Consider the following 12,989-nt stretch of genomic DNA (forward strand, 5'->3'; position numbering starts at 1 on the left):
ACTTGGATAATTATCCAATCAACCACTTTGCGTGGTTGTGTGTTGAAACTATGATACCATGTCTTAAATCTACAAGACAAAACGCCCCTATTTAGGGGCGTTTATCATAAGACACACTCACTTGGTGATAGGACGCTATCATCTGTCATCAATCCAAACTTATCATCATAATATCCCGTATCTAACACCAATAAGCCCGCTCGCTCAAAAACCGCCCCTTTGGGCAATTTTGCCAATTCATGCTCATATACAGTAATGGTGTAGCGCTGCAATTTGCGATAGACCCATTTGTGCTTAAGTGGGTCGCTTTGTAAATAACTAAACCAAGTCTCAAACGGCTCAGGCAACGCCAAGCTCTGCACGCCGCCACTTTGAAACTCAAAGCCATCTTGGGCATAAGTAGCGCAATCCACATTTTGGCCATCTTGGGGCTGGTATCGCAACCCATCAAGCACTGATTGCCATGTTTGTATGGGTTGATTTGCCAAATATCGCTCAAAAAATTCTGACAACTGCGTGGCTTCTACAATTTTTGGAGTGCCATCCTGCCAAGCCAATGGCACAAACGGCACAACCAATGCCACACCTTGATTGTCAATCAAACGAAACTTCTCTGAAGCGGTGCGAAATTTGATTGCCAAAGGATTTTGTTCTGAGACTTGCGCTGTCAAATCGTCGGTAATTTTGTATTTATCTACCGAGCCTTTGGCACGAAAACGGCGAAAATACTCACTAAATGTCTGTGGCGACAAGGGGTCTGCTAATAGTCCTGCCGTAAGCATCTCTTCGGTAATATCTTGTCCTTGTTTTAGACTGCCTGTGGGAGCACCCTGCTCTGCCCGAAATACCACCACATCACCCAGCTTAGGCAATTTACCTTCTCGATTGCACCGACCTGCCGTCTGAATGATACTATCCAAGCCTGCCATCGCTCGATACACCACAGGAAAATCCACATCCACGCCTGCTTCAATCAGCTGAGTACTTACCACCCACAAAGGCTTGGCTAGCTTACCTTGATGATAAACTTGCAAATAATAGCGTATCAGGGCAACCACTTGGGTGCGATGGGTGGCGCACATATTGGCGGATAAATGCAGCTTAATACCATCATCGGGCAAAGCTTCAAACAACAGACGAGCGTGTCGGCGAGTATTGACCACCGCCAGTACGCAGTCATGATTGGCAATATCATGAGCGACCTGTTGCCAAGTCTGCTTGGGTGCGTCTATCTTAGGCAGATGAATTTGTACACGCTGTAGCTTTTTTGCTAAGGCTGTCTTATCAAGGATGATTTCATGTACACCATCTAGCCCCTGCATATCCATTCGCCCAAAGGCATCCACTTCCTTGCCAAGCTCTGGCTGGGTGGCGGTACACAGCACAAATGTCACCCCAAAATCCCTTGCCAAAACACGCATCATATCTGTGATTGGCTTTTGAAACTCTCTGGGAATTTGCTGAGACTCATCCAAAATCACCACACTATCAGCAATATTATGAATTTTGCGACAGCGACTGGTGCGTGTAGCAAACAGACTTTCAAAAAACTGCACATTGGTCGTAACTATCAAAGGCGCATCCCAATTTTCGCTAGCCAGTCGGTTTTTGGCGGTTTCTTGCCCTTGTGCCACTTCAAGATTGCTATGATGTTCAAGCACCGCTTCATCACCCAAGACTTGACGAAATACGCTGGCGTTTTGCTCAATGATACTGGTAAAAGGAATGGCATAAATAATGCGTTTTTTATTAAATTTCAGAGCGTGTTTGAGTGCAAAACCCAGACTTGCCAAAGTCTTGCCACCCCCCGTTGGTACAGTCAGGCTAAACAGCGACTTCTCCAAAGTAGCAGCACTAAAGCATTGCTCCAAGATGGCTTGACGCTCTTGGTTTAATGCCGATGGCTTAGCATTGTTGGCAAGGGCTGCCATAAAATTCTCGTAGCGATGATGCAGCTCATTTAGTGTCTCAAAACTTGGTCGAACACCGGCTTTTTTGGCGTCATCAGCATTATCAAAGCCATGCATAAAGCTTTCGGTATCCAAAAAATCAGCATCCACTAGGCACGAAAACCAAAAACGTATCCAAATATGCAGTTCGCCCAATACATCATCACTATGAGCGACAATCTGCTCAAGCTGAGCAACCAGTTCACCTTCGTCAAATTGCAAAAACTCGCTTGCCCCTTGCGATTGTGCTACGCCAGCAAGAGCAGCAGAGAGCTCATCATCCGCCTGTTGCAATCTATCCTTTAGGCTACCCTTATCATGCCAATCTGCAAGCCCTGCATGATGACCTGCAATCAAATACGCCAATAGATGTCCCAATAACGGATCAAGATGGGTGGTGGCGTACTTTGCTCCTGCAGTAGAATGGGGGCGTTTGGTAGGCTTGCTACTTTCTACATCTTCAAGATGAGCGTTTTCTTTGTCAAATCCTGTCGCCTGTTTGATGTATTCTTGAAAAACCTGCTGAAATTTGCCCAAATCATGCCACAACCCTGCATAATGAGCAAACAACGCACCCCGACTGCCTGCAAATCTGACCGCCAACTGAGCAACTTTGGTCAGATGATCCTGCAGAGCATGAACATACCAATTTCCCTGTATATCATGACGAATATGCGCGATATGCCTATTTTCCATACAAAGCCTCTTTTCATTGACTTACAATTAATTCACCAATCAGGCAACCAAGTCAGCCTAGCTTATTGATTTACACTCCTTGCATAGCTTTGAATTGCTCAAGCCTTCTCTGCTGCTCATCATACGCCTGCTTATCTCGCTGATAAATCTCATACACACAAAAATCCCCACATTCACTCCCACAACATTCCCAGTCTTCAGGATAGTCAGGCTTGGGCAATAATACTTCATTAAATACTTGAGTTTCGCTCATTGTTGACTCCTTTTTTGTTTCATTATAACAAAATTTTCCATAAAAAAACGCCCAAACCCGCATGGATTTGAGCGCTTGCAAGCCAAATGACTTTGCAGATTATTCATCCACAAAGCTAAGCCAGTGCTTGTACTGCTCATTACGACCTTGCACCACATCGAAATATAGCGTTTGTAGTTTTTCGGTGATTGGACCACGACCGCCGTTACCAATGGTGCGATCATCATATTCACGGATTGGCGTTACTTCTGCCGCTGTACCAGTCATAAAGATTTCATCTGCCAAATAGAACTCATCACGAGTGATGCGACGCTCAACCACCTTGATGCCTAAATCTTGGGCAAACTGGATAATCGTACGACGAGTGATACCGTCAAGTGCACCACCTGCCAAGTCAGGCGTGTGTAGTTCACCGTTTTTTACCAAGAATAGGTTTTCGCCCGAACCTTGGCAGACATAGCCTTGTGGATCCATCAAAATCGCTTCGTCATAGCCATTGCGTGTCACTTCTTGGTTGGCTAGGATAGACACAGGATAGTTGCTGGCCGCTTTAGCTTTACACATGGTGACATTCGGGTGATGGTGCGTGTAGCTTGAAGTTTTGACACGGATACCGTTTTTGATACCATCTTCGCCCAGATACGCACCCCAGTGCCATGCCGCGACAGCTGCATGGATGGTGTTATCTTTGGCGGCGATGCCCAGTTTTTCAGAACCAACCCAAATCAGCGGGCGAATATAGGCTGATGCCAAACCATTTTCACGCACGACATCTTTTTGGGCTTGGCATAGCTCATCAAAGCTGTAAGTGCAGTTTAGCTGAAAGATTTTGGCTGAATTTAAGAGACGCTCAGTATGCTCTTGTAGGCGGAAAATCGCCGTGCGACCATCAGGTGTCTGATAAGCGCGAACGCCTTCAAATACCGCCAAGCCATAATGCAAGCTGTGAGTCAGTACATGAACTTTTGCTTCTGGTTGTTCAACCAAAGCACCATCTAGCCATAGTTTACCTTGTTGGGTTGCCATGCTCATAGTCGTTTCCTTATTTTGTGAACTTCTTGGCAGGCTTGCGTTCAGTCAGTTTACCAAAAGTTTGTACGCAAGCCTACTAACCATCTAAATGTTATGGATTATAGCACTGTTAGATTAATTTGTAACGCTTTTTTGATGGCAAATTTAGTGATTTTTTTATACAGTTTATCGCCAAAACCTGCCAATCGCCATAGGTGGATTAATACGCCATTATGATGATTCTTCGGCAACACCCAAGACATCTTGCCACACATCACGCACAAAACGGCGAAGCTCATGCCACTCTTCATCATTGACGATGGTTTTTTGTTCGGATAAGGCAAGTTCATGCGTTTTTTTACGCAAATCCAAGTAAGCTTGGGTCAGTCGCTCGCAGCGATACACATCCCAAATGCCTGCCTTACCCACTTCTTCAAAAATACGCACATTGTCCGGCCAAATCGCCAATGTCGGATACTCATGCGACAGGCTAAGCACCATATACTGTGCCAAAAATTCAATATCCACCAAGCCGCCAAAATCTTGCTTGAGATGAAACTGCTCATGATCGCCATCACGACTGTTTTGCTTGGTGCCAAGATGGGTTTGCATTTTTTGTCGCATCTCAATCACATCAAGTCGCACTTGTGCTTTATCGCGCAAAGTGGTAAGCACCTGTTTGCGAATCTGATCAAACTCTGCCAAGACTTTTGCATCACCAATCAAGCCACGAGCACGCACCAAAGCTTGATGCTCCCACGCCCAAGCCTTTTCGTTTTGATACATCTCAAAGGCATGGGTAGAAATCACTGGCACGCCAGCATTGCCCGACGGACGCAAGCGAGTGTCAATCTCATAAGCACGACCATCACGAGTCTGGGTGGCCAGATAGGTCATCAGCTTTTGGATCAGTCGTGCGGCAAATTTCATGCCACTGATTGGCTTATCGCCATCGGTTTCGCCCTTTTCATCGATGCGATGCAAAAACACCAAATCCAAATCAGACGCATAACTCATCTCAAGCCCACCAAGCTTGCCATAGCCAACGATGGCAAAGCCACAATCGTCCGCACCTGCTCGCTCGCCATTTTGGAGTAGCGGAAAGCCGTGCTTGGCTGTCAGCTCATCAAAGGCTCGATACAACGCCGACTCAAGCACCACTTCAGCGATAAATGTCAGGCTATCTGACACCTTCATGATATGGCGAAGCCCCAATACATCAGCGGTTGCTACGGCCAGTACTTGAGTCTTTTTAAATAGGCGAATGGCTGACAAATACCCTTCGTCATCAAAAGGCTCAACACGAAGCAGGCTTTGGCGTAAAATATCGGTCAGTTCACTCTTATCCGGCAGATGCAGATAGCGTTTTTGTAAGAAAGTATCAAGTAGTACAGGATAATGTGCCAGCTCTTTGGCAATCCAAGGACTGGCCGTAAGCATCGGAATGAGTCGCACGGTGGCATCAGGGTTTTCGGTCAGCATCACTAGATAAATCGAGCGGCGGCAAATCGCTTCAAGCAGACTGATCAGTCGTGGCAATGCTGCCATCGCGGACGCCACGCCATCAAGCTGCGCATGGGTCAAAAGCGCGTGCAAAATGATCGGATAAGCTTGATTGAGTCGCTCTTTGGACACATCATCGAGCGTCGCTACCAGACGCGACTGCTTAAACCGCTCAAGACTTGCCATCGCATCATCGCCAAGGCTTTCGTGCAGTGAGCTTGTGATTTCACTGGCGTTTAAACTCTCTTGCTTAGGCGATTGACGATCAGTGACCATGCGCCCAAACGGACGGCTTACATTTTGACGATGCGCATCCAGCACCGAGCGGAACGATGTCACCGACTCAAAGCCCAAGGTCTGTGCCACTGCTAACAACTCATCGGCATCGCTCGGCAGTCGCTGCGTCTGATGATCGTGGCGCGCTTGAATGGCGTGCTCAAGTCGGCGCAAAAAGCGATACGCCGCGCCCAACTGCCGTCCTTCTTCTTTATCAATATAACCAAGCTCAATCAGCACCGCCAAGCACTCAAGGCAGGCAGGATGCTCAGCGATACGCACATGATGACCGCCATAAATCAGCGCAAACGCCTGCACAATGAACTCAATATCACGGATACCCCCGACGCCAAGCTTGACATTATCAAGGTCTTGACGCTGTGTTTGCTGATTGATAATCATCGCTTTCATCTCGCGAAGTGCGCTGAATGCACTGTAGTCGATGTAGTAACGATGAACGAAGTTTTTAGTAATTTGGCGTAATTGTGTGGCGAACTCATCGCTGATGTCATTGACCACACGCGATTTTAGCCATGCAAACCGCTCCCAAGTGCGCCCATGCTGATTGAAATATTTCTCAAGCGCTTGTAAATGTAGCACCAATGGTGAACCATCGCCCCACGGACGCAGACGCATATCGACACGAAACACAAAGCCATGCTCGGTGTTTTCGTCCAAAAGCTTAATTATCCCACGCCCAAGATCACGCATGAATTTATGGCTGTCGATGCACTTTTTGCCGTCGGTATCGCCATTGTCAATATGCACAAAAATCAAATCAATATCGCTCGATAAATTCAGCTCTCTTGCGCCAAGCTTACCCATAGCAATGATGGCAAGCTCATCTTTGAGCGTCTTCATCTTGCGGCGAATGATCGGATTACCATAGCGTATTGATAATTTATGATAAACAAAATCTTTGGAAAAGCTGATACAGCTATCAGCAAAATCCGACAGCTCGCGGGTCAAATCTTCAAGTCTGATCACCGACAGCGCATCTTGCCAAATCCATTTAAGCATCAAAAACTTGCGCAAATCACGCAAGCCTTGCATCACCATCGCTTCATTGATCGCATCCAGATAATAAGTCGTACCAAGCCCAACAAAGCGGCGCACCAGCATATCAAAACCAGCACGATCAATCGGCACGCCAAAACCAAACTCACCCAAAAAAGCCTGCGCCTGTGCGGTGTGCTTTTGGTAAATTTGACTGGCAAATGGACTTGCCAATGCCAAAATATTTAGCTGCTCTTCATTGGGTATAAAGTCAAATGAACTCATTGTTGCATTCCATTCCTTATCTTTGCGCCGCCATCTGTGCTGTGAATGCCGATAAAGCACCACCAAAGCACAAAATCAACCGATGATTTATCAATACGCCCTTATTTTACAACAAAATTTGCGTTATAATACAGCCAATCTGACAAATTTATCTTAAAAAACCCATTATATCATAAAATCTTATGACTTCATCAAAAACACTAATCCTAATCACCACAAATCCGCACAGCCACAAGGCAAAGCTTGCACTACAAGACGCCCAAAGCCGCTTAGCAAAGGGCGAGCATATCGCGGTATTCTTCTATGGTGACGGTGCATATACTGCCAATCGCCTGATGTGGCAAACCGCCGATGTGCCAAGCATTGCTACTGAATGGGTGAATCTTGCCCAAAGCCACAATCTGTCACTGCCTGTCTGTGTCAGCACAGCTCTAGCGCGCGGCATCACCGATGCTGAGAATGCCAAACGCCACAGTCTAGATGGTGATAATTTGCTTGTACCATTTACGCTAGTGGGTCTATCTGAGCTTGCGCTCTTGATCGATGATGAAACTGCCGTGGTGCAATATTAAGGAGTGATGATGAAATTTTTAATTAATATTGGCAGTGATAGTGAGCTGATTTGTTATGAAGCCCTTGCCCTTGCGATGACTTTGGCGACTTTTGATCATCAAGTACAGCTTAATTTTATGAATGATAGCTTAATAGTATTACAAAATGAAAATAGCCGATTATTTGGTATGGTGCAGTCGCTTGAATTGTACGATATGCCACTTGCCTATCATCAGTTTAGCAATGCAGTTGATACACTTGATAAAAAAATCCAAGCAGTGCTGACAGCAGATACCACCATCATCTCAGACTATGATACCGTGCTGAATTTTTAAATTTTGATTAATGAAGGAAAAATAATGCTAAAGCTTGATGATGATGGACATCTAGTGAATCATGAAGACTGGACAGCGGATGTCGCCCAGACGCTTGCCGATACGCTGGAAGTGCAGCTGACCGATGAGCATCATAAGATTTTGCTTGCGGTGCGGGATTTTTTTGAGACTTATCATCATAGCCCTGCCACACGCCCTTTAATCAAGCATCTGATGGCTACCCTGCCCGAGCTTGAGATTAGCAATCAAAAACTACAAACACTGTTTAATACAGGCTTGGTTGCGCGTCATGTCAATCGCATTGCAGGCCTGCCAAAACCGCCGAATTGCTTGTGATAATCAATCATCACAAACACAATAGTAGCAAGCCTTTTAAAGCAATCAACCTTTCAAATACCCCATCAAATCCACCACTTCCACGCCGTATTGCATGGTTGGGTTTTTGGCAGCAAGGGTTGATTTGAGTGCGGTCATCACGCGCTCGGCAAGATCTGCTTTAATCTCATCGCTACGCCCTGGCATGATGGCGACTTTGACATAGGCGAACGCCTGATCGCCCCGTCCATCACCGACCAAATTCCAATTTTGGTACTCTGGCTTATATAGGCGTGATTTGATGTCATGCAGGTGAAACACCCCACTCTCGCCAAGCGCGCGATTGACCGAGTGTAGCACTTGAGCTTCAATGCAATCCACCGCGGTTGATAATTCAATGATCACTTGTGGCATGGTTTTTCCTTATAAATTCAATGAGTTATCTTGATGTCGGCTTATGATAACCAACGCTTTCACCCACATCACCAACAAAGCCAAGCTGCCGCCAAACTTCATACAGACAAATCGACACGCTATTGGCAAGATTTAGGCTGCGCGACTGTGGCAACATCGGCAATCTCAACCAATTCTCCGCGCCGATATCAGTACGCACATCATCAGGCAAGCCGTCAGTCTCCGAACCGAACACCACAGCGATACCGCGCGCGTCACTTTGATTATTCAGCCCAAAATCATACTCATAAAATGGACGGCTGAATTTGGTCGTCATCGCCACAAATCGACTCACGCCCTGCGCCCGTAGTGCAGATTTTGCCGCCGCCCAATCGCCATGCACCTGCAGATTGGCATATTCATGATAATCAAGCCCAGCGCGCTTAAGCTTGGTATCATCAAGCTCAAAACCAAGCGGCTCAACCAAATGCAAGCTTGCACCTGTATTGGCGCACAAGCGAATGATATTGCCCGTGTTATTGGGAATCCTTGGCGAAAATAAAACGATATGAATCAAGGGGTTATCGACTGAATTTGACATAAATGCTCTGTAGGCGATTTTTATTGAAAGTATTTCGGTTATTATAATCAACAAAATCTTGCTTGATTATTTCAATTGTAATTTAATGTAAAATAAACGATGAATGACTGGTCAAAAGCCAAAAACTTCGTTAAGATAAAAGCGTGAATGCCACTGCCGTCATCTGCAGTGCATTTGCCAAAACACATTAACCATAAGGATACTATGATGAAAAAGTTACTGATTACTTCTTTGGCAGCATTGGTCGTATTGACTGGCTGTAACACCGTCAAGGGATTTGGCAAAGATGTGTCAAAAACTGGTGAAGCTGTTTCGAATACCGCTGAAAAAGTTGAAAACAAGCTGTAATTTACGATTATAAATTACACTTAATTTCAGCACCCAAACTTGCTTTGAAATATCATCAAGGCAAGTTTTTTATTTGTTTAACACCAGTATATTATTAAGCGCATTTTATAAAAACTGACTCACCAAATGATTGACATAGCGAAAGCCCAATGCCGTCGGCGCTAAAATCAGCGGATCAAACACCATCAAACCCTGATGCTGTAGTGGCATCAACTCATTATCAATGGTACTGACAAACAGCCCTGTGCGCTCTTCGAACAGCTGTGTCGATACGCCATTTCGCAAGCGCAAGGCATTCATCATAAATTCAAAGGGTAGATTCTCCGCTGCCACAGGCTCGAAGTTCACCATCTTAGGTGCATCGGTATAATTAAGATAATCTTTAGGCAGGCGTGATTTTTGGAAACGATACACGCCATCACTCAGCCCATCATGCCCATGCAGCGTTACTTTACCATGCGCCCCTGCGCCGATGGCAAGGTAGTCGCCAAATTGCCAATAGTTCAGATTGTGCCGACACGGCGTATCATTTTGCCCCGCCCATGCACTGACTTCATAATTATCAAATCCGTGCTTGGTCAGTACATCTCGCCCAGCGGTTTCGATGGCATCCATCATCTCTTCATCAGGCAGATCAGGCGGTGCGCGATAAAAGGCAGTATTTGGCTCGATGGTCAGCTGATACCAAGAGATGTGCGTTGCGCCAGCATGAATCGCGGTCGTGATGTCATGTACTGCCTTATCTGCCGTCTGCTGCGGCAGTCCATGCATCAGATCGCAGTTCACACGGCGAAAACCTGCCGCGCGAGCAGCCTGAATGGCATGAATGGCTTGATCGGGATTATGAATACGCCCAAGTACGCTCAGTGCATCAGCATCAAAGCTCTGCACGCCGATGGATAAGCGATTGATACCAATATTGAGGTATTCTTCAAAAGGTGCGTGCTCAAGCGTACCAGGATTGGCTTCTAGAGTGATTTCACAATCATCTGCAAATGGCAAAATCTTACGAAGACCTGCGAATAATCGCACCATCTCATCGATAGGCAATAGCGATGGCGTGCCACCACCGATGAATACTGTGCTGATTTGACGATTTGCCAGATATTGCGCTTGACTTACCGCATCTGCTAGCAGTGCATCAACATACTCAGCAAATGGCGCATCCTGCCCTGCTGCGTGCGAATTAAAATCACAATAGGGGCATTTTTTCACGCACCACGGCACATGAATGTACAGCGACAGCGGAATGCGCGATGGCAGCAGCTCAAGCTCAGGAATCATGGATTAAGCTTCGTCACTGCTGTTGTCAAATTCAAATTGATTGAGTTTAAACTTCATATCAATATGCGACTCAAGTGCAGGTAAGTTGAACGCATCATTTTCACTGACAAAGCTGATCGACACGCCCTTATGCCCTGCACGCCCCGTGCGTCCGATACGATGCACATAGTCATCAGGCATATCAGGCAAGGTGAAATTAATCACATGGCTAACATCATCAACATGGATGCCGCGACCAGCAACATCGGTCGCAACCAAGATATTAACTTCACCATCTTTGAATCGCTGCAGATAGCGTTCGCGTTTTTGCTGCGCAACATCACCTGAGAGCATGGTCACTTCATGATAACGGCGCAGATTATCGTACAGTCGCTTAACCTGATCTTTGCGATTGGCAAAAATGATCGCCTTGGTGACATCAGGATTGGCAAGAATCTGACGCAGCGCGCTCATTTTTTCTTTTTCGGTCAATAGATAAAACTGCTGATCAATCGCGGTATTGGTCTTCGACTCGGGCGCAATCTCGACAAAGGCAGGATGATACAGCCAGCGATAAGCCAAATTCATCACATCTTGGTTAAAAGTCGCCGAAAACAGCAGGCTTTGACGGTCGGTATTGGCAGGCATATGGCGGACAATGCGCTTAATATCAGGGATGAAGCCCATATCCAGCATACGATCCGCTTCATCAAGCACAAACACTTCCACGCGATCAAGGAACAGCACGCCCTTATTCACCCAGTCAATAATCCGCCCCGGTGTGCCGATTAGGATATCCAGCGGTCGCTTATTGATCTGCTCAGCTTGCTTATCAAAATCCGCACCGCCTGTGATGCACAGATTATACAGCTCGCTAAATCGCGTCAGCTCACGACAATCTGCCAAAATCTGCTGCGCAAGCTCACGCGTCGGTGCCAAAATCAAGGCGCGCGGCTCGCCCAAATAACGCTTTTCATCTTTGGCAAATGGTCGCTTGAGCAGTGCCTCAATGATGGTAATCAAAAAAGTCGCCGTCTTGCCCGTACCTGTCTGCGCCTGCCCGATGGCATCTTGATTTGCCAAAGTATGCGGCAAAATCTGCGACTGAATCGGCGTTAAGCGATCAAAATTCAGTGCTTTGACGGCTTTTAGCGTCGATGCTGACAGGGGTAGATCTTCAAACTGCACAAAGGCGCTTGGCTCGATGCCCTGTTCGATGTTTGGCTCAGGAGCGTTTGCAAAATCAGTGGTGGCGTTCATTGAATCTTTCGACATGGAAACTGGCTGCGTGGTCAAAATTAGTCTTATAACAATAAAGATGGGCTGCCCAGTGGACAGCCGCTTGGATTAGTTGGCCGATCCGCCTTTTTTCAGATCAGAGATGCAAGTACCCATGCTTTGTTGATAAACCGCTTGCACGAAGCCGCGCTTATCTGCATCGGTATCATACACTTTGGTTTCCCACATACCATCGATGTTCATTTTCCAAAAATCGCCCAATTGCTTGGCAACTTCTTTATCTTCAGTGCTGTTATTGATGGCGTTGATCACAGTATCAAGCTCTTTGGTCGCGTCCGCTTTACTCAGACCGCGTTGGCGCATATCGGCAAGTAGCACCAGACCAAATGATGATGAGTCGCAAAATTGCAACATTGAAATCTCTTCTGGCGTAAATGGTGGCTTACTGTCTTTTTTGGCTGGCTTATCTGCTGCCATCGCCAAAGTGCTACTTGCAAGCAGTGCCGCTGTCGCCAATAATTTTACCGCAGTTTTCATTGTTATCTACCTTTGTATGATTTTTTGCGATCTTATTTTGATCACTTCATCGGGTGAATTTCGCCACCCAAACAAAGGTGACACTCATTCACATTATCGCACATTGCCCCGCCCTTTGCCAAGTCACAATTGCAATGATTGCTTAACAAAACAAAAACTCGCCTTGAAATTAAGACGAGTTTTGCACGGTAAAAATACCAAATTTACAGCAAAATGCTCAGCTTTTGATTATAGCTTGACCACTTCTTCAGCTTGCAGACCTTTATCGCCTTCGGTGACGACAAATTCAACTGCTTGACCTTCTTTTAAAGAGCGATAACCTTCACTTTGGATCGCACGAAAATGCACAAACACATCTTCGCCGGTTGCGCGCTGAATAAAACCAAAACCCTTGGCATCATTGAACCATTTAACGGTACCTTGTTCTTTAGACATGA

General features: G+C 46.1%; 14 protein-coding genes. 4 read left to right on the top strand and 10 right to left on the bottom strand.

The window, feature by feature from the left end; genetic code table 11:
- Positions 1-104: 104 nt before the first annotated feature.
- The 4 genes from cas3 to glnE form a co-directional block, all read right to left on the bottom strand.
- Positions 105-2,645, bottom strand: a complete 2,541-nt coding sequence (cas3, locus tag NKU06_RS00150; RefSeq protein WP_254731378.1) for a CRISPR-associated helicase Cas3' — start codon at positions 2,643-2,645, stop codon at positions 105-107.
- Positions 2,646-2,715: 70 nt separating this feature from the next.
- On the bottom strand, positions 2,716-2,898 hold the full coding sequence (locus NKU06_RS00155) for an oxidoreductase-like domain-containing protein (RefSeq protein ID WP_254731381.1): 183 nt from the start codon (positions 2,896-2,898) through the stop codon (positions 2,716-2,718).
- A gap of 99 nt (positions 2,899-2,997) precedes the next feature.
- Positions 2,998-3,930 (bottom strand): branched-chain amino acid transaminase, encoded by a 933-nt coding sequence (locus NKU06_RS00160; protein WP_254731384.1) that lies wholly within the window; start codon positions 3,928-3,930, stop codon positions 2,998-3,000.
- Positions 3,931-4,140: 210 nt separating this feature from the next.
- Positions 4,141-6,969 (bottom strand): bifunctional [glutamate--ammonia ligase]-adenylyl-L-tyrosine phosphorylase/[glutamate--ammonia-ligase] adenylyltransferase, encoded by a 2,829-nt coding sequence (gene glnE / locus NKU06_RS00165; protein ID WP_254731387.1) that lies wholly within the window; start codon positions 6,967-6,969, stop codon positions 4,141-4,143.
- A 182-nt stretch (positions 6,970-7,151) separates the two neighbouring features.
- Here glnE and tusD point away from each other — a divergent pair, with 182 nt between their 5' ends.
- Genes tusD through NKU06_RS00180 form a run of 3 tightly spaced genes read left to right on the top strand, consistent with a single transcriptional unit; the run spans position 7,152 to position 8,192 of the window.
- The gene (gene tusD / locus NKU06_RS00170) at positions 7,152-7,541 is read left to right on the top strand and encodes a sulfurtransferase complex subunit TusD (protein WP_254731390.1); all 390 of its coding nucleotides are present in this window, start codon (positions 7,152-7,154) and stop codon (positions 7,539-7,541) included.
- Positions 7,542-7,550: 9 nt separating this feature from the next.
- Positions 7,551-7,856, top strand: a complete 306-nt coding sequence (locus tag NKU06_RS00175) for a hypothetical protein (RefSeq protein WP_254731393.1) — start codon at positions 7,551-7,553, stop codon at positions 7,854-7,856.
- Positions 7,857-7,880: 24 nt separating this feature from the next.
- Entirely contained in the window at positions 7,881-8,192 is a 312-nt protein-coding gene (locus NKU06_RS00180; RefSeq protein ID WP_254731396.1) for a TusE/DsrC/DsvC family sulfur relay protein, read from the top strand.
- A gap of 45 nt (positions 8,193-8,237) precedes the next feature.
- On the opposite strand, the gene NKU06_RS00185 is transcribed toward NKU06_RS00180, so the two are convergent.
- Entirely contained in the window at positions 8,238-8,585 is a 348-nt protein-coding gene (locus NKU06_RS00185; protein WP_254731399.1) for a hypothetical protein, read from the bottom strand.
- Positions 8,586-8,610: 25 nt separating this feature from the next.
- The gene (locus NKU06_RS00190) at positions 8,611-9,165 is read right to left on the bottom strand and encodes a tRNA (cytidine(34)-2'-O)-methyltransferase (protein WP_254731402.1); all 555 of its coding nucleotides are present in this window, start codon (positions 9,163-9,165) and stop codon (positions 8,611-8,613) included.
- A 207-nt stretch (positions 9,166-9,372) separates the two neighbouring features.
- On the opposite strand from NKU06_RS00190, the gene NKU06_RS00195 reads away from it, so the two are divergent.
- Positions 9,373-9,513 carry an entericidin A/B family lipoprotein gene (locus tag NKU06_RS00195; RefSeq protein ID WP_254731405.1) on the top strand — a complete coding sequence of 47 codons (141 nt, stop codon included), beginning with the start codon at positions 9,373-9,375 and terminating at the stop codon, positions 9,511-9,513.
- 105 nt (positions 9,514-9,618) lie between these two features.
- Here NKU06_RS00195 and hemW read toward each other — a convergent pair whose 3' ends face one another.
- The 4 genes from hemW to NKU06_RS00215 all read right to left on the bottom strand — a co-directional run bounded on the left by hemW (position 9,619) and on the right by NKU06_RS00215 (position 12,987).
- Complete coding sequence (hemW, locus tag NKU06_RS00200; protein ID WP_254731408.1) at positions 9,619-10,797, bottom strand: radical SAM family heme chaperone HemW; 1,179 nt, start codon at positions 10,795-10,797, stop codon at positions 9,619-9,621.
- 3 nt (positions 10,798-10,800) lie between these two features.
- On the bottom strand, positions 10,801-12,051 hold the full coding sequence (locus NKU06_RS00205; RefSeq protein ID WP_253223805.1) for a DEAD/DEAH box helicase: 1,251 nt from the start codon (positions 12,049-12,051) through the stop codon (positions 10,801-10,803).
- A gap of 72 nt (positions 12,052-12,123) precedes the next feature.
- On the bottom strand, positions 12,124-12,552 hold the full coding sequence (locus NKU06_RS00210) for a hypothetical protein (RefSeq protein ID WP_254731411.1): 429 nt from the start codon (positions 12,550-12,552) through the stop codon (positions 12,124-12,126).
- Between the two features lie 228 nt (positions 12,553-12,780).
- On the bottom strand, positions 12,781-12,987 hold the full coding sequence (locus tag NKU06_RS00215; RefSeq protein ID WP_253223807.1) for a cold-shock protein: 207 nt from the start codon (positions 12,985-12,987) through the stop codon (positions 12,781-12,783).
- Between the last annotated feature and the right edge of the window lie 2 nt (positions 12,988-12,989).

The organism is Moraxella sp. FZLJ2109 (assembly GCF_024296965.1).
Lineage (GTDB): Bacteria > Pseudomonadota > Gammaproteobacteria > Pseudomonadales > Moraxellaceae > Moraxella.

Excerpts from the sequence above, each read along its gene's own strand:
- cas3 (WP_254731378.1), bottom strand. The coding sequence starts at position 2,645 with ATGGAAAATAGGCATATCGCGCATATTCGTCATGATATACAGGGAAAT.
- NKU06_RS00155 (WP_254731381.1), bottom strand. The coding sequence starts at position 2,898 with ATGAGCGAAACTCAAGTATTTAATGAAGTATTATTGCCCAAGCCTGAC.
- NKU06_RS00160 (WP_254731384.1), bottom strand. The coding sequence starts at position 3,930 with ATGAGCATGGCAACCCAACAAGGTAAACTATGGCTAGATGGTGCTTTG.
- glnE (WP_254731387.1), bottom strand. The coding sequence starts at position 6,969 with ATGAGTTCATTTGACTTTATACCCAATGAAGAGCAGCTAAATATTTTG.
- tusD (WP_254731390.1), top strand. The coding sequence starts at position 7,152 with ATGACTTCATCAAAAACACTAATCCTAATCACCACAAATCCGCACAGC.
- NKU06_RS00175 (WP_254731393.1), top strand. The coding sequence starts at position 7,551 with ATGAAATTTTTAATTAATATTGGCAGTGATAGTGAGCTGATTTGTTAT.
- NKU06_RS00180 (WP_254731396.1), top strand. The coding sequence starts at position 7,881 with ATGCTAAAGCTTGATGATGATGGACATCTAGTGAATCATGAAGACTGG.
- NKU06_RS00185 (WP_254731399.1), bottom strand. The coding sequence starts at position 8,585 with ATGCCACAAGTGATCATTGAATTATCAACCGCGGTGGATTGCATTGAA.
- NKU06_RS00190 (WP_254731402.1), bottom strand. The coding sequence starts at position 9,165 with ATGTCAAATTCAGTCGATAACCCCTTGATTCATATCGTTTTATTTTCG.
- NKU06_RS00195 (WP_254731405.1), top strand. The coding sequence starts at position 9,373 with ATGAAAAAGTTACTGATTACTTCTTTGGCAGCATTGGTCGTATTGACT.
- hemW (WP_254731408.1), bottom strand. The coding sequence starts at position 10,797 with ATGATTCCTGAGCTTGAGCTGCTGCCATCGCGCATTCCGCTGTCGCTG.
- NKU06_RS00205 (WP_253223805.1), bottom strand. The coding sequence starts at position 12,051 with ATGTCGAAAGATTCAATGAACGCCACCACTGATTTTGCAAACGCTCCT.
- NKU06_RS00210 (WP_254731411.1), bottom strand. The coding sequence starts at position 12,552 with ATGAAAACTGCGGTAAAATTATTGGCGACAGCGGCACTGCTTGCAAGT.
- NKU06_RS00215 (WP_253223807.1), bottom strand. The coding sequence starts at position 12,987 with ATGTCTAAAGAACAAGGTACCGTTAAATGGTTCAATGATGCCAAGGGT.